This is a genomic window from Mesorhizobium sp. M0968 (assembly GCF_040319065.1).
Classification (GTDB): Bacteria; Pseudomonadota; Alphaproteobacteria; order Rhizobiales; family Rhizobiaceae; genus Mesorhizobium.
Genome location: NZ_JAMYNL010000008.1, coordinates 114,402 through 133,394 on the forward strand (window position 1 = coordinate 114,402; position 18,993 = coordinate 133,394).

Below are 18,993 nucleotides of genomic sequence, written 5' to 3' on the forward strand. Positions count from 1 at the left end.
CGAGGCCCGTCAATAGAACGCCGGCTCAAGGCGAACCTTGAGCCGGCGCAACCTAATTTGCTCAGTTTCCAGACATCGCCTTGAGGCTGGCGGCGTAGGCGTCGACATCGTCCTTGCCGATGATCTTGGTCGGGATGATGATCAGGCCATCGGCGGGAATGCCCGACTTATCGCCCTCGAGATAGGCAGCCATCAGCTTCATGCCCTGATATGCCCATTCGAAGGGCTGCTGCACGACGGTGGCGGCGACGGTGCCTTCCTTGACGCCGCCCAGCGTGATCGGATCGTCGTCGAAGCCGACGACGGTGATCTGGCCGAGCTTGCCGGCATCGCGCAGCGCTTCATAGATGCGCGGCGTGTTGTAGGAATAGAAGCCGACCATGCAGGTGACGTCGGGGCTGGCGACCAGCGCGTCCTCGACGTTCTTCTTGGCGCGAGCCTGATCGATGTCGTCGCCACGCACGTCGACCAATTCGATCTTGGTGCCGGCGAGACCTTCCTTCATGCCCTGGATGCGCTCCTTGGCGTTGTCGGCGCCGAGCAGGCCGACGAAGCCGAGGCACTTGCCGCCGTCAGGCATGGCCTTCTTGGCGATCTCTGCCGCCTGCTTGCCGGCATCGACATTGGACGAGCCAATATAGGCGACACGCTTGGTCTGCGGTGCGTCGCTATCGGTGGTGAACAACGCCGTTTCCGAGGCGATCTTGTTCAGCCCGTCGGTCGACGTCTTGGGATCGACGGCCGAGACCATGATCGCCTTCACGCCGGCCGTCACCAGATCGTCCATCAGGCGCTGCTGGATGGCGACCGAGGACTGCTCCGGATATTTGAGCTCCAGATTGTAATTGGGCAGTTCGCCTTGAGCCTTCTTGACGCCGGCTTCGGCCGCCTTCCAGAAATCGGAAGCGCCGTTGACGACGAAGGCCAGTGTCGGCTTGTCGTCGGCCCGCGCAATTGCGCTGGCGGACAGGCCGAGCAGCAGGGCCGCAGCGGCGACGGACGCATTTCGTATTACAGATTTCATATTCAACCTCCCATTTGACTTAGTAATTTTCGCTGATGATGAACGTGCCGACGCGGCTTGGACGCCCTCCTCCCCAGGGTTCCGGCAGCGAGGAACGACGCCATTCCAGCCGCGATCATCGACTTTAGAGACTCATTCGCCGTTCGTAAATAGTCCGATTTGTCTGACATTTCCCGAAACGGCAGGCGAACTTCGGCTGACGGGAACCGTCCGATACCAGGCTGGCTTGCATTCCGAACACGCACGGTCCGATGTCGTCCGGGCATGACGGATTGACGTTATAGGGATGCCAGATATTAGTAAAGAGTATTAGTTGATCGGGATTTCTCGCCACAAAAGAGAGATCTTCCCAGTCGCTGCCGCTTGGGATTGGCGACTACATCGCGTAAGAGGGTAGATTATATCTATTAGCGCCGCTTTGCCTTATAAATGCGAAATTCGAGGGACTAACGACGTGAACGAACCACTTCGGGATGCGGTCCTTCAGGGTACCAGACGGCGAAAGCCGTCCGGGAAAAACCCCAAGGGCCGCGTCACCATGACCGACATCGCCAGGGCCGCAGGCTGTTCGCAGGCGACGGTCTCGTTCGTCCTCAACAACACGCCGGGCATAAGGCTGTCGCAGCAAACCCGAGAGCGAGTGATTGAGACCGCACGAACGCTGGGCTATTCGCCGCCGGTGTTTTCTGCCTTGCGAGCCCCTGTTGCCGCATTCGGCGGGCTGGATGGCGTGATCGGCTTCGCAGTCGACCAACTGGCGACCAGCCCGGAGGCGGTCGTCGCCATTGAAGGGGCGCGGCAAGCCTCATGGAACGCCGGCAATGTGCTTTTGGTGGCGCAGACCATGGGCGACGAGGTGATGGAGCCTCGCGCCATCGCGGCGCTGACCAAGCGGGGCATTTCGGCGCTGATCTACATGACCATCTTCACCCGCGAGATCGTCGCGCCGGACCATCTCTACGGCCTCGACATTCCGGTCATCCTGCTCAACTGCTACACCGCCGACTATGCCTTCCCCGCCGTGGTACCGAGCGAGATCGCCGGCGGCCAGAGCTCGACCCGGCACCTGATCAGCCATGGCCACAGACGTATCGCCACCATTACCGGCGAGCCCTGGATGCAGGCGGCGCAGGACCGCCTGAAGGGTTACCGCCGGGCGCTGGCGACAGCCGACATCCCGTTCGACCCGGCGCTGGTCGTCGAAGGCGATTGGTCGGCGAGCGCCGGCTATGCCGCGACCGTCGAGCTCTTGGCGCTGAAGGACCGGCCGACCGCCATCTTCTGCCAGAACGACCGCACCGCGATCGGCTGCTACGAGGCGCTGAAGGAGGCCGGCCTGCACATCCCCCGGGATATTTCGGTGATCGGTTATGACGACGAGGAGATCGCGCGGCATCTGTTCCCGCCGCTGACGACGTCGATCCTGCCGCATATGGCGATGGGACAATGGGCGATCGAGCAGCTCGAAGTCCCCGCTGCTCCCGGTCGTGGCCGCTATCCCATCACCAAGCTCGAATGCCCGCTGGTGGAGCGGGAGTCGGTTGGCGCTCTGGCGGGCTGAGGCGAGAGCGCCGGCGATCGACAATGGCACAGGCTTGACATCAGGCCCGGCATATACCCGATTGATTTCATGAGATTGCAAAGCTGCTACAATTTTCAGGACTTCCGCCGGCTGGCAAAACAGCGCCTGCCAGGTCCGATCTTCAATTATATCGATGGCGGCGCGGACGACGAGACGACGCTGCGGCGCAACACGGCGGCGTTCGAGGACTGCGATCTCGTCCCCAACGTCCTTGCCGGCGTTGGACAGATCGACATGTCGGTCACCGTCATGGGCCAGAAGCTGGCGATGCCGGTCTATTGTTCGCCGACGGCTCTCCAGCGGCTGTTTCACCATAGCGGCGAGCGCGCCGTCGCCGCGGCGGCGGAGAAGTTCGGCACGATGTTCGGCGTCTCGTCGCTCGGCACGATCAGCCTGGAGGAAGTCCGCAAGCACAGGACGCCGCAGGTCTATCAGTTCTATTTTCACAGGGATCGCGGCCTGAACCGCGCCATGATGGAGCGCGCCAAGGCGTCCGGCGTCGAGGTGATGATGCTGACGGTCGACAGCGTCACCGGCGGAAACCGCGAGCGTGACCTGTGGACCGGCTTTTCCATCCCCTTTCGGCTTACGCTCGGCGGCATGATGCAGTTCGCGATCAAGCCGAGATGGGCTATCGACTATTTGACGCACGAAAAATTCAGCCTGCCGCAGTTGGACGGCCATATCGATCTCGGTGGCGGAGCGCTTTCCATCAGCCGCTATTTCACCGAGATCCTCGATCCATCGCTGGATTGGAAGGACGTCGAAGGCATGGTCCGCTTCTGGAACGGCCAGTTTTGCCTGAAGGGGATCATGAGCGTCGCCGATGCCAGAAAGGCGGTAGACATCGGCTGCACCGGCATCGTTCTGTCAAATCATGGCGGCAGACAGCTGGACGGCTCGCGCAGCCCCTTCGACCAGCTGTCGGAGATCGTTGACGCGGTGGGCGACAAGATCGACGTGATCATCGACAGCGGCGTCCAGCGCGGCACGCATGTGCTGAAGGCCCTGTCGTTGGGCGCCAAGGCCGTCGGCGTCGGGCGCTACTATCTCTTCCCGCTGGCAGCCGCCGGGCAGGCCGGCGTCGAACGGGCGCTCGGCCTGATGCGAACCGAGATCGAACGCGACATGCGGCTGATGGGATGCAGGTCGGTGGCAGAGCTTTCCAGGGGGAATGTGCGGTTTAGGTGATAGAGCCGGGAAGTGGCGCACGGCATAAGCTTTTCGAAGTGCGAAACTATACCGACCTGCCGCTGCTCCTGCCGTCCGTTTCGAAGACAGCCTCGCCGGAAACAGCATCCGTATATCCGCCCTCAAGCTGCTGCAACGTATGCCGGAACCGATCAAGATTGCCCAGCATTTTGGGCCTGGCATCGACCATATGCTGAAACGTGTCCCACTCTCCAATCGAGAAGAAGGCGCCATCTCCCGATTTGATGAGAGCCATTTTTCGCAATCCCTCGAAATTGCGCGGAGCGCTGCTGAACAGTTCGACGAATTCGTCTTCACTACCCGGCTTGACCCGGAAACGGACGCTGTTGAATGCCGTCATGTACGTTCCCCCGTGAAAGAACTGAAAACCTCGAATATGCGAGGCCCTAACGCACCTCGAACCCTTCGAACAGGTGTACAGAAAAATCGGAAGGCTGGCTTCAGTCACCTCTGGCCGAAAGCTCCGTTTCTGGCGCTATTTCGCCAGGAAGAGGATGACGCTCGATCTCAATCGGTACGCCCTTCCGACCGGCAATGAAACGCACTGTTAACGCCGTTCGCGGTGACAGGATGTTGGCCGCAGTTCGAAGATATAATCTGCGTCTCGCTGTCAGTTGCGGAGGCGAAAATGAACTTGCTTCGGATTGCGCTCTTGTGCACGGCCGTGATCGACCTTGGAATACCGGCCGTTCGCGCTGAGGATCGGCCTGTGCCGCAGAACAATAAAGCCGCAACAGCGCAGCCGCCCGTTCATTGTGAAGGCCAAAATTGTCTGCCGCCGGCGAAGGATCCGGTGCAGGAATGCACCGGCCAGGATTGCACGCCAGGCCCGCCGACTGAACCGGGCCCGGAGATTAAGCAGGCCGACTGAGCAGCATTAGCTGACGATCCCCTTTTTGGCATGGATGGCGCTCAGCCCTCGCGACTTTCCGGCCACCGGTGGTAGATTCTGTTACTTATGTTCCCCGGGGTAGGCATGAGTTTATTGGCGCGCCCGAAGAGATTCGAACTCCTGACCCCCAGATTCGTAGTCTGGTGCTCTATCCAGCTGAGCTACGGGCGCGCAACAGGCCATGCTTTGCATAGCCCCGCGATCCGATCCTGGCGACCGGCCGCGAATGTGAGCTGTTCCCTAGCGACTGAATTTGCGAAAAGCAAGCCGATCCTGGCCAAAAGTTTTGCCGTCATGTTTTGCCGTCATGCGCCGGCCGGCGAAGGCAAGATCGCGTCACGCGGCGGCCGAGCCGATAGGTCGTCGTCTTGGACCGGTCATTTGCCAATCGGAACGGTCCGTAACGAAACGAGCCGTTGCACGGCGGCCGAGCCGATGGCTCGTGGTCTCGGGACCAACCCTTGGTGATTGAAACGATCCGTAACGAAACGGTTCGTTACGCCGGGCGGCGCAGCCCATTGCGGGCCTGGTCGAGCCGGACCGGCTGGTCGGGAATGGTGACGGCGAATGTGGTGCGGCCGCCGATCGATTCGACCAGCTCCACCGTGCCGCCATGGGCGCGGATCAATTCATGGGCGATCGCCAGGCCAAGGCCGGTGCCGCCGCTGCGGGCCGAGCCGCGAAATGCCGCGAACAGGTTTTCGCGCGCCTTAGGCGGCAGGCCGGGGCCGGTGTCGGTGACGACGATGCGGCTGACGCTGCCGATGCGCTCGGCCGATATGGTCAGGCGGCGCACCACGGCGCTCTCGGTGTCCGCCGCCATCGCCTGCACGGCGTTGCGGCTAAGATTGGTGAGCACGCGGAACAGCTGGTCGGAATCGGCATCGACCTCGAGCACCGGGTCGACGGCGTTGACGAATTCGATGCCGCATTCGATGTCGAGCAGGCCCTGGACGTCTTCGACCAGCTGGCGCAGCCGCAGCCTGCGGCGCGACGGCGGCGGCTCCTGGGTGCGGCCATAGGCCAGCACGCCCTCCGAGTAGGACACCGCACGGTCGAGCGCGCGCAGCAGTTTTGGCGCGAAGGCCTGCACGGTCGGGTCCTTGACCTGGCGCAGGCGGTCCGACATGAGCTGCGCCGAGGCGAGGATGTTGCGCATATCGTGGTTGATCTTCGACACGGCCAGGCCGAGATCGGCCAGGTGCTTCTGCTCGGTCAGCATCTTCTGCAGCCGCTCCTGCATCTGCGACAGCTCGCGTTCGGCGACGCCGATCTCGTCGGCCCGGGCGGCGGGGTGAATGATGCGACCGGGGTCGTCGGGCGCCTCGGAAAAGGACAGCATCGAGCGTGTCATCGTCCTGATCGGGCCGATCATGATCAGGTCTATCGCGGCGTAGACCAGCATGGCGGTGAACAGCGAGATCAGCAGCGAGACGAAGGCGACGTTGCGCGAATAGATCAGCATGGCATTGCGCAGGCGGTGGTCGGGCATGATCAGCTCGAATTCTTTGTCGCTGTCGCCGACCGGCCCGAAAACGCGCAGCATCCGCTTGCCGCCGAAAAACAGCGTGTCCAGCGCGCCGGTCATACCCTCGATCATGCCGACATTGGCGATATCGATATGCTCGTCGACCTGCGGCGGCATTTCGGCCACGACCAGCAGCCGCGAGACGCCGCCGTCGCGCACGGCGATCGCCTTGGCGCCGATCGCCATCAGTACGTCGTTCTGGGCGGCACGCGACAGCGAGGCAGGTTCGCCCTGCACCAGGACGATGGAAACCGCGGCGGCGGTGCTCAGCCTCTCCTTCAGCCAGCTCAGCCTGTAGCTGGCGATCCAGGGCACGAAGATGAGGATTTCGGCCAAGAGCACGAAGACGATGGTGAGCAGCAGCAGCTTGGTCGACAGGCCGCGCGCCAGCGGCACCCTGCGGGTGGCGGCCTTCGCCTGGGCGATGCTTTCGTCGGTTGCTGGGACTTCACTCATGCTCGTCGTCACGGCTGCCTGTCATCACGGCTGCTTGTCTTAGGGACTGCTCGTCTTCACGATCGCTTGATCGGGCAAGATTAGGCGATTGCGGCTTTTTTGCCAAATTCATCCTTGGTCGAAGCCGGACAAAGGGCCGCAAGGACTTCCCTGCCGGTCCGACAACGCCGGCCCGACACCCTGGATTGACTTCCAAAACCCTTCTTTCTATAAGCCCGCTCACGCTCGGGCCATTCGTCCCGGCGCGGTTTCGATCGCGCCAAAACCGGCCCGGCAAAGCTCCTGTTACAAAGTGACAGAATCAAGAAGGGCCGCACCCCGCGGTATTTAAACAAATGAAGCGTACTTACCAGCCGTCCAAACTCGTCCGCAAACGCAGGCACGGTTTCCGCGCCCGCATGGCCACCAAAGGTGGCCGCGGCGTCGTCGCAGCCCGCCGCAACCGCGGCCGCAAGCGTCTCAGCGCCTGAGCACCAAGCGAGAGACAAGATCGTTGCCCGCAACCGGCAAGCCAACGGGTGCCCATCCCAAGCGGCTTCTGAAGCGCGCGGAATTCCTGGCTGTCCGCCGCGGCGAAAAGCGCCGCGGGCGGCTTTTCCTCGTCGAGGTCCTGGGCCGCGGCGACAGCGAGGCGCCGCGCGTCGGCTACACCGTCACCAGGAAGGTCGGCAACGCCGTCGTTCGCAACCGCATCCGGCGGCGGCTCAGAGAGGCCGTGCGCACGCATGCCGCCGATGACATGGCGCCCGGCAATGATTATGTCATCGTCGGGCGCGAAGACGTGCTTACCACTCCGTTCGGCCAGTTGAAGGCCGAACTCTCCCGCAGATTGCGTGGAACACGATAGGCCAAGGGCTTCGATGGAAAACAACCGCAACTTCTTCATCACCATCGCACTGTCGGTGCTGATCCTGGCGCTTTGGCAATATTTCTATGTGATGCCGCGCAGCGAGATGCAGCGCGAAGCCGCCCGCATCGAAGAGCAGCGCGTGGCGGAGCAGAAGAAGGCCGCCCAAGGCACCAGCCCGGGCGCCAGCGAAACACCGGTGCAGCCGGGCGCCATTCCGAACGCGCCTGGCGGCGAAGCCGTCACCGCGGCCGGCCGCGACCAGGCGATTGCCTCGACCAGCCGCGTCAAGATCGACACGCCGAGCCTCGAAGGCTCGATCAACCTCACCGGTGCGCGCCTCGACGACCTCCGGCTCAAGCACTACACAGAGACGGTCGACAAGACTTCGCCCGAGATCGCGTTGCTCAACCCGGCGTCCCTGCCGAACGGCTATTTCGCCGAGATCGGCTTTTCCGGCACGCCGGATGTGGGCAGGCTGCCCGGCCCTGACACGGTCTGGCAGACCGACGGCAATGCGACTCTGACGCCAGCGACGCCGGTCACGCTGACCTTCACCAATGACAAGGGCCTGACCTTCAAGCGCACCTTCTCTGTCGACAGCCAATATATGTTCACCGTGTCCGACACGGTCCAGAATGGGGGCTCGGCACCCGCGACGTTGTCGAACTATGGCCGCGTCACCCGTTTCGACAAGCCGGCTATCGCCAGCACTTATGTGCTGCACGAGGGCCTGATCGGTGTTACCGGCAGCGAAGGCCTACAAGAATACAAATACTCCAAGGTCGAATCGGAGAGAGAATTCAAGCCAGGCAAGTCGACCGACGGCTGGCTCGGCATCACCGATAAATACTGGGCGGTGACCCTGGTGCCGCCGAGCGGCCGCGAATTTCAGCCCAAATTCTCTTATTTCGAGTTCAAGAGCGGGCCCCATCCGCACAGCTACCAGTCCGATTTCCTGTCCGATCCGGTCACGATCGCTCCCGGGCAATCGACGACCGTGGAGTCGGAGATATTCGCCGGCGCCAAGGAAGTTTCGACGATCAACGCCTATGAAAAGGACCGTCATATCCGCCAGTTCGACCTGCTGATCGACTGGGGCTGGTTCTATTTCATCACCAAGCCGATGTTCTGGCTGATCGACACGCTCTACAAATTCTTCGGCAATTTCGGCCTGGCGATCCTTGCCACCACCGTCATCGTCAAGGCGCTGTTCTTCCCGCTCGCCAACAAGTCCTATGCGTCGATGGCGAACATGAAGAAGGTGCAGCCCAAGATGCTCGAGATCCGCGAGAAATACGCGGACGACAAGATGAAGCAGCAGCAGGCGATGATGGAGCTCTACAAGACCGAGAAGATCAATCCGCTCGCCGGCTGCTGGCCGGTGGCATTGCAGATCCCGGTGTTCTTCTCGCTCTACAAGGTGCTCTACATCACCATCGAGATGCGGCACGCGCCGTTCTTCGGCTGGATCCAGGATCTGGCGGCGCCGGACCCGACATCGATTTTCAACCTGTTCGGGCTGATCCCCGTTACCTTGCCGCACATGCTGATGATCGGCGTCTGGCCGCTGATCATGGGCGTGACGATGTTCCTGCAGATGCGCATGAACCCGACGCCGCCGGACCCGACGCAGGCGGCGATCTTCACGTGGATGCCCGTGATCTTCACCTTCATGATGGCGGGTTTTCCGGCCGGCCTCGTCATCTACTGGGCCTGGAACAACACGCTGTCGATCCTGCAGCAGGGCGTGATCATGAAGCGGCAAGGCGCCAAGATCGAATTGTGGGACAATCTGGTCGCGCTGTTCCGCAAGAAACCGTCGCCGGCGGAATAGCCGGCGCTCCTAGGATGCGAAACCAAAAGCCCCGGTTCGTCCGGGGCTTTTTGCACAAGCTGCCCGCCTGGATTAAGCGATTGGTACTGCCGGACGGATCGCGCTATTTTGACCTGGCTGGCAGTTGCCCGACGGAGCTCGATATGACCGGACCCAATCCATCGATCAAGCATCCGATCCCGTTGCACACACGCGTCGGCTTTCTGAAACCGCTGGTGACGGCGCCGAATATCGAGATCGGCGACTTTACCTATTATGACGACCCTGACGGACCCGACAAATTCGCCGAAAAATGCGTGCTGCATCATTATCCGTTCATCGGCGACAGGCTGATCATCGGCAAGTTCTGCGCCATTGCCGAAGGCGCGCGCTTCATCATGAACGGCGCCAATCACGCCATGTCCGGCTTTTCGACCTATCCGTTCAACATCTTTGGTCACGGCTGGGAGGAAGGTTTCGACCCGGCGACATGGTCGAAGGAGGTGCGTGGCGACACAATCGTCGGCAACGACGTCTGGATCGGCATGGAAGCGGTTATGCTGCCCGGCGTGAAGATCGGCGACGGTGCCATCGTCGCGGCAAAGTCGGTGGTGACGCACGATGTGCCGGCCTATGCGATCGTCGCCGGCAATCCGTCGAAGGTGGTGAAGATGCGCTTCGATGACAGGACCATCCGGCGGCTGCTGGCGCTGGCGTGGTGGCACTGGCCGGTAGAAAAGATCAGCCGCAATCTCAATGCCATTCGTGGCAGCAACATTTTTCTTCTGGAGGCAGCGGTTTGAACGCGTTGAACAAGACCACGATCGGCATCGAATTGTTCACGCGAGCCTGGATATTCATCCGCGGCGTGCCGGCAATGAAATTCCTGCCGCCGGAGGGTCCGCCCGAGATCGCCTTTGCGGGCCGCTCCAATGTCGGCAAATCGTCGCTGATCAACGCGCTGGTCAACCAGAAGGGGCTGGCGCGCACCTCCAACACGCCGGGCAGGACGCAAGAGCTCAACTATTTCGTGCCTGGCGGATTTTCGGGAGAAGGCGCCGATCTGCCGCCGATGGCGCTGGTCGACATGCCAGGCTATGGCTACGCCACGGCACCGAAGGAAAAGGTCGACGAGTGGACGAAGCTCGTGTTCGACTATCTGAAGGGCCGGGTGACGCTGAAGCGCGTCTACGTGCTGATCGATGCCCGCCATGGCATCAAGGCCAAGGACGACGAGGTGCTGTCGCTGCTCGACAAGGTGGCGGTGTCGTATCAGATCGTGCTGACCAAGACCGACAAGATCAAGGCGGCGGGGGTACCGCGACTGGTCGAGGAAACGCTCCAGAAGATCAAGAAACGCCCGGCGGCCTTCCCCTTCGTGCTCGCCACGTCGTCGGAAAAGAGCGAGGGCCTCGAGGAATTGCGTGCGGCCATCGTGCTCGCCGCCAATGGCGGATAGGCCACCGACCCTGGCAGCCTGTCAGGCGGGGCTGGAGGCCCGTTCCTGCTCTGCAAGCTGTTCGGTGCCGTAGGCCTTCAGGAACACATCGACGCCCGACCTGACGATGTGTTCGATCTCGGCCACACTTGGCGCCTTGGTGCGATAGGCGAAAATGCACTGGCGGAAAAGACCGGCCAGACACAGCTCGGTGAACTGATAGGCGGCAAGCTCGACGTCGTCGATCTTCAGCAGGCCGCGTTCGATAGCCATGTTGAGGAAAACGACGACCCTGTCATGGCCACGCTTCGGGCCGCGTTCGTAGAACCGGGCACCAAGCTCCGGGATGCGTTCCGAGGCGCCGATCACCGTCCGCTGCGCCAGGATGACCCTCGCCGAAGTGATCTTCATGGACAGCACGATGCCGAACTTCACCAACGTCTGGCGAAGGTCGCCGATCTGATCGAGCACCTCGTACATGTTCTTGAAAATCGTGCCGCGCTCTTCCTCGATCAGCGCTTCGAAGAGCTCTTCCTTGTTGGCGAAGTAGACATAGATGGTGCCCTTGGACACGCCGGCCTCGCGCGTAATGTCGTTCATCGACGCGGCTTCGAAGCCCTTTTCGATGAAGACACGGCGCGCACCGTCGATGATCTGGCTGCGCTTGACCGGGTCTTGACCCGCGGCCGGGCGGCCGCGCGGCAGGCTGTCCAGCAGATCGCACTGGTCCTTGCCAGCGCCGGGCAATGGGCCTGAATCAGGCAAAGGAGCGGCCTTGGGGGCTTCGGCCATAATGTCACACCTCGTAAAATAATTCGAACCATCCGGTTCGATTGCTCTTGATATGGTCCTCTTTAAGCGCTAAGTCAACGTCGAGATCGAACCGAACGGTTCAGTCTGACAAAATTCAGCGCCAGTTAATTTAGAGAGATATCATGTCCTCGAACGCGCCCACCAGTGCCGAAGTCCGCCCCTTCCCCAATGCCAAGGTCCAGCCTGCGATCGAAGCGCCGGAAACCCCTCTCAAGCCCGCCGACGTCACCCCGCTGGCTCCCGCCAAGAAGAAGCGGTCGATGCGCTCGATGTTGTTGCCCATCATCGGCCTGGCCCTGCTAGGCGCCGGCGCCTGGTATGGCTATGATTACTGGACTGACGGGCGCTTCATGATCACGACTGACGATGCCTATGTCCAGGCCGACACGGCGTTCATCTCGCCAAAAATCTCGGGTTATGTCGATCAGGTCAAAGTGACCGAGAACCAGCAGGTGAAGGCCGGCGACCCGCTGCTGATCGTCGATGACGGTGACTACAAGATAGCCGTTGCTCAGGCGGAGGCGCAGATCGCCACGTTGAGCAAGACGCTCGACCGCATCGATGCCCAGACCGAGGCGGCACGCGCCTCGCTCAAGCAGGCGCAGGCGCAGAAGACGGCCGACCAGGCCGCGGCCGATAATGCGAAGCGAGCTCAGGTTCGTGCCGCCCAGTTGCTCAAGACCCGCGTCGGTACCCAGGCCCAGTTGGACGATGCCCAGACGGCGGTCGAGCAAGCCAATGCCGCACTAGCCGGCGCCGACGCGCAGATCGCGGCGGCTCAGGCGAATATCGGCGTGCTCCAGGCGCAGCGGGCGGAATCGGCAAGCACGCTGGGCTCGCTGCAGCTTGCCCACGACAAGGCGGTGCGGGATCTGTCCTTCACCGTGCTGCGCGCACCCTATGACGGCGTGGTCGGCAACCGCTCGGTCGAGCAGGGCGACCTGATCAGCCCCGGACAGAAGCTCGCCGTCGTCGTGCCAATGGACAAGCTCTACATCGTTGCCAACTTCAAGGAGACCCAGCTTGCCCGGCTGGTGCCTGGTGAAAAGGTCAGAGTGTCGGTCGACGCGATCGACGGTCAGGACATCGAGGGTACCGTGTCGTCGCTGGCCCCGGCTTCGGGAGCAGTGTTCTCGCTGCTGCCGCCGGAAAACGCCACCGGCAATTTCACCAAGGTGGTGCAACGCGTTCCAGTTCGCATAGACGTGCCCGCGGATGTGCTGAAGACGGGCAAGCTGCGCGCCGGCCTGAGCGTCGTCGTCGCCGTCGACAGCCGCACCGCGCCTTCCGCATCGAAGTAAAGCGGAACCGGGAGCAAGGGTCATGGCGACCGCAACCCTAACTGCAGGATCGGCGCCGGCGCCAGCCATACCGGTGCCGGTCGACCACATCTCGACGCGCCGCGTCATCGCCTTCCTGGCAATGGTGTTCGGCATGTTCATGGCCATCCTGGACATCCAGATCGTCTCGGCCTCGCTGGCCGAGATCCAGGCGGGCCTCAGCGCCAGTTCGGACGAGATTCCGTGGGTGCAGACGGCGTATCTGATTGCCGAGGTGGTGATGATCCCGCTGTCGGGCTTCCTCAGCCGGATGCTGTCGACGCGGGTGCTGTTCACAATCTCGGCGGCAGGTTTCACCGCGGCCAGCGCGCTGGCGGCGACCGCAACCAATATCGACCAGATGATCGTCTACCGCGCCGTGCAGGGCTTCATCGGCGGCGGCATGATCCCGAGCGTCTTTGCAGCCGCCTTCACCATCTTCCCGCCGTCGCGTCGCGCCATCGTCTCGCCGATGATCGGCCTGGTGGCGACGCTGGCGCCAACCATCGGCCCGACCGTCGGCGGCTATATCAGCCATGCCATGTCCTGGCACTGGCTGTTCCTGGTCAACGTCGTGCCCGGCATTCTGGTGACGACGGCTGCCTGGTCGCTGATCGACTTCGACAAACCCAATCTCAAGCTGTTCAGCAAGTTCGACTGGTGGGGGCTTGCCGGCATGGCCGCCTTCCTGGGCTGCATGGAATATGTGCTGGAGGAAGGTCCCAACAACGACTGGCTGCAGGATCAGGCGGTGTTCATCTGCGCCGTCATCATGACCTTCGGCGCGGTGCTATTCTTCTGGCGCGTGTTCACCGCCGAGGAGCCGATTGTCGATCTGAGGGCTTTCAGCAATATCAATTTTGCCTTCGGCTCGTTGTTCTCCTTCGTCGTCGGCATCGGCCTCTACGGTCTGACCTATCTTTATCCGGTGTTCCTGGGGCGGATCCGCGGCTACGATTCGATGATGATCGGCGAGGCGCTGTTCGTCAGCGGCCTGGCCATGTTCTTCACTGCGCCCATCTCCGGCATCCTGTCGAACAAGATGGACCCGCGCATCATGATGATGATCGGCTTCTTCGGCTTCGCCACGGGGACCTGGTGGATGACCCATCTTACCGCCGACTGGGATTTCTATGAACTGCTTATCCCGCAGATCCTGCGCGGCTGCTCGATGATGCTTTGCATGGTGCCGATCAACAACATTGCGCTCGGAACCTTGCCGCCTGAGCGGCTGAAGAATGCGTCTGGCCTGTTCAACCTGACCCGCAATCTCGGCGGCGCCGTCGGCCTGGCAGTCATCAACACCGTGCTGATCGACCGCAATGCCTTCCACTACGCCAGGCTCTCCGAGCACGTGCAATGGGGAAGTGCCGCTGCGCAGCAGAAGCTGCAGAACATGACGCTCAACTTCGAGCAGACCGCCGGGCTCGACGCCTCCAAGGCGGCCATCTCCAAACTGTCAGGCATGGTCCAGCAGCAGGCGTCGCTGCTGTCGTTCATGGACGTATTCTTCATGCTGACGGTTTTGTTCGCGACGCTTGGGCTATTCACCCTGGTGATCCGCAAGCCAGCCGCTCAGGGCGGCGGTGGCGGAGGCCATTGAGGCGCGCTGGATCCCCCGCCTGGCGCCCTCGCGCATGACCCCGAAAAGCGATTTTCGGGGTCATGCGCAAAATCAACCATTACGAAGTCCTCTCGCGCTCCGACAAAGTCAGGGTCGCAGCCGTCCTCACGCCGTCGCCGGCTTGAAGGTCAAGGCAACGCCATTGATGCAGTGTCGCAACCCGGTCGGCGGCGGACCGTCGTCGAATACGTGGCCGAGATGGCCGCCGCAGCGGCGACAATGGACCTCCGTGCGGGTCATGCCCAAAGACCTGTCCACGGTCTTGCCGACGGAATTCGGGATTTCCTGCCAGAAGCTCGGCCAGCCTGTACCGGAATCGAACTTGGTCTCTGACGAATAGACCGGCAGGCCGCAGCCGGCGCAAGCGAAGATGCCTTTGCGGTGCTCGTTGAGCAGCGGACTGGTGCCCGGGTATTCCGTGCCCTCCTTGCGCAGCACATTGAAGGCCGCGTCGGACAGGATGGCGCGCCACTCGGCTTCGGTCTTGGTAACCTCGAAAGTCTCAGCCGCGCGTGCATCCTGGGCTCCGCCCATGCGCAGCGCGGTGGCGCCTGCGACAACGCCAATGGCTGCCGCACCACTCAAAAGAAGCTCGCGACGGTTCATGGCCATTCCTCCTGTCATTGCTTGTGCCAAATTCGACCGCCACACGGAAATCAAAAGCCGGTGACGATCGCTGTCCTCAAAGCGGGACTCCGCGCCTATCCACATCTTGCGTGAACGGCGCGGAGTGTGCGCAGGGAGGCCCTTAGCGATATCTTCGCCGGCAGCGTGCGTTTGTTACATCTTCGGCAGGAGAACCTTGTCGACGACGTGGATGACGCCGTTGGACTGCTCGACATCGGCGATCGTCACATTGGCGACGTTGCCGTTCTCGTCGGTCACGGTGACCTTGCCGCCGTCGGCCTTGAGCGACAGTTCGCAACCACCGACCGTCTTGACCTTGTGGGTGCCGCCGTCGTTCTTGACCATCTTGGCGACGTCGGCGGCCATCGCTTTGGCGCCGATGACATGGCAAGTCAGGATCTTGACGAGCTTGTCCTTGTTTTCAGGCCTGAGCAGCGTCTCCACCGTGCCGGCTGGAAGTGCCGCAAAGGCCTCGTTGGTCGGCGCGAACACAGTGAAGGGGCCAGCGCTTTGCAGCGTATCGACCAGGCCGCCTGCCTTGACGGCAGCGACCAGCGTCGTGTGGTCCTTCGAGTTGACAGCATTTTCGACGATGTTTTTCTGGGCATACATGGCGGCGCCGCCGACCATCGGATTTTGAGCATAGGCAATGGTGGCGAGCGCGGAAATGGCGACCGTGCCGGCAAGCAAAAGGGTGGCGAATTTACGCATGATTTCAATCTCCTCTGGTTATCGTTCCCCTCATTTGGGAACGCAAGGAGATACGCGATAGAAATGCTGGAGTTTCGCCCTCTCCGCAAAAAAATATTTGTCGCTGCAATTTGCCCGGCGCGGATCGACAGCCGCTAACAAGCTTTGCAGGCGTTTAAATCACGGGAGATAGATTTCAGGTCTGCTTCCGGAGATGAGAAGCGGTCAGATGCTCTTCAGATCGCCCGCTGCGACCACCGGTCCAGTCGGCTGGCCGGTCGGTGAACCGCCGGCAGGCTCAACGCTGACCGCAAGCACGGCGCCTTGCGCCAATTTCTCCTGGACGGCGGGCGGGATGGGCAAATGCGCGGTCGCACCGGCCGGGATGACGCCCATCGACACCGGCGCCTTCTTACCTTCGATCATCCACAGCTCGAAGTCCTTGCCGGCGGCCCGCTCGCCGGAAACGTGGGAAAGACCGACCTCGTGACGGGCGGCATCGTAGACGACGAGATATTTGACGTCGCTGCCTTCGGCCGCCAGCGAGGCGACAAGCCGCGCCTGCGGCGGTTCGATGGACGGGCGGAGGTAAGGCACGGCGATGTAGATCGCCAGCGCCGCAATGGCGGCGGCGGCAAGACCGCGCCAGAAGCCAAGGCTCGACCACAGGCCGGCGCGCGGCTCTGCAGCGAAAAGCCGGCGGTCCAATGCTTCCTTGACCCTGATCGGAGGCTCTGTCTCCGGATAGGCGGCGGCCATCGGCGAAAGATGCGCCTCCCAGGCATCGACAAGGCGCGCGAAGGCGGCGTCCGCATCGATGCGGCGCGACGCGATCTCGCGTTCATCGGCGGCCAGAACGCCAAGAACGTATTCGGCGGCGAACAGGTCGTCGCCCCCACGTTCCGGTCCATTGTCGTCAGCCAGCGTCATCTTTCCAGGCATTCTCTCAGTTTCAACAGGCTGCGCCGCAGCCAGGTCCGCATCGTGTTCAGCGGTACGCCATAGCGCTCCGCCAGTTCGGCATAGCTTTTGCCATCCAGATAGGCGCCCCGGACGGCCGCCGCCCGGTCCTTCTCCAATTCCTCGAGACAATGGTAGATGCGTTCGGACTCACCGCCCGCCACGGCCATGGCCTCCGGCCCCGGCGCCGGATCGGCCACGTCGAGCGCGGCATCGATATAGGCGGCAGGCTCTCGCCGCGCCCTGATCCGATCGATCGCATGATTGCGCGCAATGGCCACCAGCCAGGAGATCGGGCTCAGATCCGAAACGGCGAAACGGTCCGCCTTCGTCCATATCTTGACGAAGACCTCTTGAAGCGCTTCTTCAGCATCTCCCCGATCCTTCAATACACGAAGGCAGACGCCGAAAAGTTTCGCGCTGGTCTGCCGGTAGAGCAGATCGAACGCAGCCCGGTCCTTCATCGAAGTCCGGACAATCAGGTTGCTGATGTCCTGCGGCGTCATTCGCCGCCAAATTAGGCGATTGTAATGTATTTGCAACGACTGAAATGGTCTTGCGCACCGGCAGCGCCAGCGTCGATTGCCAATGAAATCGCCGCCCGCTAGCTTGCAATGAGCGGGAGGGCGACCATGTCGATTGAGCGGGTTCTGTGGGAGCATGACGCAACCGGCCAGGCCGCACTCGTGCACAAGGGAGAGATCACACCGCAAGATCTCGTCGATGCGGCGATCGCCCGGGCCGAGGCCACCCTGCCGGAGATCAACGCCATCGCCGAACCGCTTTTTGAGGCGGCGCGGGCGCGAGCGAAAACCGTCGACCACAAGCTGCCGCTTGCCGGAGTGCCCTTTGCGCTGAAGGACCTCGGCATCGCCATGAAAGGCGTGCCGACGCATGGCGGCAGCCGCATCCCGGCCTTCACCCCCGATTTCAGTTCGGTGATGACGGAACGCTATCTGGCTGCCGGCCTGATCCCGATCGCCACCAGCACCGCACCCGAACACGGGCTGAGGCTGGTGACCGAGTCGGTGGCTTACGGCGTCACCCGCAATCCATGGAACACCGCGCATACGACCGGCGGTTCCTCGGGCGGTGCGGCTGCGCTGGTCGCGGCCGGCGTCGTGCCGGTGGCGCATGCCTCGGATGGCGGCGGCTCGATCAGGGTGCCTGCCGCTTGCACCGGGCTGGTCGGGCTGAAAACCTCGCGCGGCCGCGTACCCTTGACGCCGCTCGTCACCGAAAGCTGGTACGGCTTCGTCGTCGACCATGCGTTGGCCCGCTCCGTGCGCGATACGGCCCTGCTGCTCGACCTGACCCACGGGCCCGACCCGCTGTCGCCCTACGCGGCACCCTCGCCGAACGGCAGTTTCACTGCGGCCGCCGGGCGCGATCCGGGCAAGCTCAAGCTCGCCTTCTATCGAAAATCGCCGCTCGGCTTGCCGATATCCGAAGAGACGTTGAAAGCTCTGGATGCGGCGATTGCGCTGGCGCGCGAAGGCGGGCACGGCGTCGAGGAGATCGACCTGCCCTATATCGATCGTGATTTCATCGCCGATTTCGCCAGAACCGTCGCCGCGGCGGTGGCCGGCACGATGCGTGGCGAGGCCTTGCGCGTCGGCCGCTCCATCTCAGGCGACATCGAACGCGCCACGCGCGTGATGAGCCGGTTCGGTGAAATCCTCTCGGCCGGCGAAATCTATGCCGGCCTGCAGCGGCTGCACGCAACCTCGCGCCAGCTTATCACCGAAACCGCGCACTATGATGCAGTGCTGATGCCTGTCATCGCGCACCCGCCGCTCGCCTGCGGCACCATGGACCCGAAAGGCGCCGACGAATTCATCGAGAATGTCCTGGACAGACTGCGCCTCGCCGGCCTGCTGAAGTTCAAGCCGCTATTCGGCCAGCTGATGGACAAGAGCCTGTGGTTCACCCACTGGCCGGCGATCCAGAACGTCAGCGGGCAACCGTCGATCACGCTTCCGGTTTACGTCACCGATGCCGGCCTGCCGCTCGGCGTCCAGGCCGCCGGCCGCCCCGGCGACGAGGAAACGCTTTTGTCGTTCGCCGCGCAGATGGAAAGGATCTCGGGCTGGCTGGGCCGACGGGCGCCGCTGCAGCGGCCGGCATAGGCGGTGATTTGATCGATCGTGACAGCAAAGCCGTTT

Annotated in this window: 18 protein-coding genes and 1 tRNA gene; 10 read left to right on the forward strand and 9 right to left on the reverse strand. The window is 62.4% G+C overall.

Going from position 1 to position 18,993, the window contains the following annotated elements:
* Positions 1-61 precede the first annotated feature (61 nt).
* Positions 62-1,024 carry a sugar-binding protein gene (locus NKH67_RS16620; protein ID WP_352539964.1) on the reverse strand — a complete coding sequence of 321 codons (963 nt, stop codon included), beginning with the start codon at positions 1,022-1,024 and terminating at the stop codon, positions 62-64.
* A 538-nt stretch (positions 1,025-1,562) separates the two neighbouring features.
* Here NKH67_RS16620 and NKH67_RS16625 point away from each other — a divergent pair.
* Positions 1,563-2,585: a LacI family DNA-binding transcriptional regulator gene (locus tag NKH67_RS16625; RefSeq protein ID WP_353031406.1), complete on the forward strand. Its 1,023-nt coding sequence runs from the start codon at positions 1,563-1,565 to the stop codon at positions 2,583-2,585.
* A gap of 69 nt (positions 2,586-2,654) precedes the next feature.
* Positions 2,655-3,797, forward strand: a complete 1,143-nt coding sequence (locus NKH67_RS16630; protein WP_353031327.1) for an alpha-hydroxy acid oxidase — start codon at positions 2,655-2,657, stop codon at positions 3,795-3,797.
* A 46-nt stretch (positions 3,798-3,843) separates the two neighbouring features.
* Here the strand turns inward: NKH67_RS16630 and NKH67_RS16635 are convergent, their stop codons facing one another.
* From NKH67_RS16635 to NKH67_RS16645, 3 genes are all read right to left on the reverse strand, one after another.
* A complete protein-coding gene (locus tag NKH67_RS16635; protein ID WP_352619465.1) occupies positions 3,844-4,158 on the reverse strand; it encodes an antibiotic biosynthesis monooxygenase family protein in 315 nt (104 codons plus the stop codon).
* Positions 4,159-4,804: 646 nt separating this feature from the next.
* Positions 4,805-4,881, reverse strand: a tRNA-Arg gene (locus tag NKH67_RS16640).
* Between the two features lie 325 nt (positions 4,882-5,206).
* Complete coding sequence (locus NKH67_RS16645; RefSeq protein WP_352455990.1) at positions 5,207-6,694, reverse strand: ATP-binding protein; 1,488 nt, start codon at positions 6,692-6,694, stop codon at positions 5,207-5,209.
* Positions 6,695-7,029: 335 nt separating this feature from the next.
* Here NKH67_RS16645 and rpmH point away from each other — a divergent pair, with 335 nt between their 5' ends.
* The 5 genes from rpmH to yihA all read left to right on the forward strand — a co-directional run bounded on the left by rpmH (position 7,030) and on the right by yihA (position 10,816).
* Complete coding sequence (gene rpmH / locus NKH67_RS16650) at positions 7,030-7,164, forward strand: 50S ribosomal protein L34 (protein ID WP_008833937.1); 135 nt, start codon at positions 7,030-7,032, stop codon at positions 7,162-7,164.
* Positions 7,165-7,187: 23 nt separating this feature from the next.
* Positions 7,188-7,541: a ribonuclease P protein component gene (rnpA, locus tag NKH67_RS16655; protein ID WP_352539960.1), complete on the forward strand. Its 354-nt coding sequence runs from the start codon at positions 7,188-7,190 to the stop codon at positions 7,539-7,541.
* A 13-nt stretch (positions 7,542-7,554) separates the two neighbouring features.
* Entirely contained in the window at positions 7,555-9,378 is a 1,824-nt protein-coding gene (gene yidC, locus NKH67_RS16660; protein ID WP_352539959.1) for a membrane protein insertase YidC, read from the forward strand.
* Between the two features lie 143 nt (positions 9,379-9,521).
* Entirely contained in the window at positions 9,522-10,160 is a 639-nt protein-coding gene (locus NKH67_RS16665) for a CatB-related O-acetyltransferase (RefSeq protein ID WP_352682273.1), read from the forward strand.
* Entirely contained in the window at positions 10,157-10,816 is a 660-nt protein-coding gene (yihA, locus tag NKH67_RS16670) for a ribosome biogenesis GTP-binding protein YihA/YsxC (RefSeq protein ID WP_353031329.1), read from the forward strand. The genes NKH67_RS16665 and yihA overlap by 4 nt, the downstream gene beginning before the upstream one ends.
* A 21-nt stretch (positions 10,817-10,837) precedes the next feature.
* Here the strand turns inward: yihA and NKH67_RS16675 are convergent, their stop codons facing one another.
* Positions 10,838-11,587, reverse strand: coding sequence for a TetR/AcrR family transcriptional regulator (locus tag NKH67_RS16675; protein WP_352472344.1), 750 nt, complete (start codon positions 11,585-11,587; stop codon positions 10,838-10,840).
* A gap of 143 nt (positions 11,588-11,730) precedes the next feature.
* On the opposite strand from NKH67_RS16675, the gene NKH67_RS16680 reads away from it, so the two are divergent.
* A complete protein-coding gene (locus NKH67_RS16680) occupies positions 11,731-12,909 on the forward strand; it encodes an HlyD family secretion protein (protein ID WP_352682277.1) in 1,179 nt (392 codons plus the stop codon).
* Positions 12,910-12,931: 22 nt separating this feature from the next.
* A complete protein-coding gene (locus tag NKH67_RS16685) occupies positions 12,932-14,530 on the forward strand; it encodes a DHA2 family efflux MFS transporter permease subunit (RefSeq protein ID WP_352682279.1) in 1,599 nt (532 codons plus the stop codon).
* 126 nt (positions 14,531-14,656) lie between these two features.
* On the opposite strand, the gene msrB is transcribed toward NKH67_RS16685, so the two are convergent.
* From msrB to NKH67_RS16705, 4 genes are all read right to left on the reverse strand, one after another.
* Positions 14,657-15,157: a peptide-methionine (R)-S-oxide reductase MsrB gene (gene msrB, locus NKH67_RS16690; RefSeq protein WP_023677487.1), complete on the reverse strand. Its 501-nt coding sequence runs from the start codon at positions 15,155-15,157 to the stop codon at positions 14,657-14,659.
* Between the two features lie 174 nt (positions 15,158-15,331).
* Positions 15,332-15,889: a fasciclin domain-containing protein gene (locus tag NKH67_RS16695; RefSeq protein ID WP_023677486.1), complete on the reverse strand. Its 558-nt coding sequence runs from the start codon at positions 15,887-15,889 to the stop codon at positions 15,332-15,334.
* Positions 15,890-16,093: 204 nt separating this feature from the next.
* Positions 16,094-16,798 carry an anti-sigma factor gene (locus NKH67_RS16700; protein WP_353031408.1) on the reverse strand — a complete coding sequence of 235 codons (705 nt, stop codon included), beginning with the start codon at positions 16,796-16,798 and terminating at the stop codon, positions 16,094-16,096.
* Positions 16,795-17,334 (reverse strand): sigma-70 family RNA polymerase sigma factor, encoded by a 540-nt coding sequence (locus NKH67_RS16705; protein WP_352501141.1) that lies wholly within the window; start codon positions 17,332-17,334, stop codon positions 16,795-16,797. The genes NKH67_RS16700 and NKH67_RS16705 overlap by 4 nt, the downstream gene beginning before the upstream one ends.
* 126 nt (positions 17,335-17,460) lie before the next feature.
* Between NKH67_RS16705 and NKH67_RS16710 the strand changes: the two genes are divergently transcribed.
* A complete protein-coding gene (locus NKH67_RS16710) occupies positions 17,461-18,957 on the forward strand; it encodes an amidase (protein WP_352813992.1) in 1,497 nt (498 codons plus the stop codon).
* The last annotated feature ends 36 nt before the right edge of the window (positions 18,958-18,993 follow it).

Excerpts from the sequence above, each read along its gene's own strand:
- NKH67_RS16620 (WP_352539964.1), bottom strand. The coding sequence starts at position 1,024 with ATGAAATCTGTAATACGAAATGCGTCCGTCGCCGCTGCGGCCCTGCTG.
- NKH67_RS16625 (WP_353031406.1), top strand. The coding sequence starts at position 1,563 with ATGACCGACATCGCCAGGGCCGCAGGCTGTTCGCAGGCGACGGTCTCG.
- NKH67_RS16630 (WP_353031327.1), top strand. The coding sequence starts at position 2,655 with ATGAGATTGCAAAGCTGCTACAATTTTCAGGACTTCCGCCGGCTGGCA.
- NKH67_RS16635 (WP_352619465.1), bottom strand. The coding sequence starts at position 4,158 with ATGACGGCATTCAACAGCGTCCGTTTCCGGGTCAAGCCGGGTAGTGAA.
- NKH67_RS16645 (WP_352455990.1), bottom strand. The coding sequence starts at position 6,694 with ATGAGTGAAGTCCCAGCAACCGACGAAAGCATCGCCCAGGCGAAGGCC.
- rpmH (WP_008833937.1), top strand. The coding sequence starts at position 7,030 with ATGAAGCGTACTTACCAGCCGTCCAAACTCGTCCGCAAACGCAGGCAC.
- yidC (WP_352539959.1), top strand. The coding sequence starts at position 7,555 with ATGGAAAACAACCGCAACTTCTTCATCACCATCGCACTGTCGGTGCTG.
- NKH67_RS16665 (WP_352682273.1), top strand. The coding sequence starts at position 9,522 with ATGACCGGACCCAATCCATCGATCAAGCATCCGATCCCGTTGCACACA.
- NKH67_RS16675 (WP_352472344.1), bottom strand. The coding sequence starts at position 11,587 with ATGGCCGAAGCCCCCAAGGCCGCTCCTTTGCCTGATTCAGGCCCATTG.
- NKH67_RS16680 (WP_352682277.1), top strand. The coding sequence starts at position 11,731 with ATGTCCTCGAACGCGCCCACCAGTGCCGAAGTCCGCCCCTTCCCCAAT.
- NKH67_RS16685 (WP_352682279.1), top strand. The coding sequence starts at position 12,932 with ATGGCGACCGCAACCCTAACTGCAGGATCGGCGCCGGCGCCAGCCATA.
- msrB (WP_023677487.1), bottom strand. The coding sequence starts at position 15,157 with ATGAACCGTCGCGAGCTTCTTTTGAGTGGTGCGGCAGCCATTGGCGTT.
- NKH67_RS16695 (WP_023677486.1), bottom strand. The coding sequence starts at position 15,889 with ATGCGTAAATTCGCCACCCTTTTGCTTGCCGGCACGGTCGCCATTTCC.
- NKH67_RS16700 (WP_353031408.1), bottom strand. The coding sequence starts at position 16,798 with ATGACGCTGGCTGACGACAATGGACCGGAACGTGGGGGCGACGACCTG.
- NKH67_RS16705 (WP_352501141.1), bottom strand. The coding sequence starts at position 17,334 with ATGACGCCGCAGGACATCAGCAACCTGATTGTCCGGACTTCGATGAAG.
- NKH67_RS16710 (WP_352813992.1), top strand. The coding sequence starts at position 17,461 with ATGTCGATTGAGCGGGTTCTGTGGGAGCATGACGCAACCGGCCAGGCC.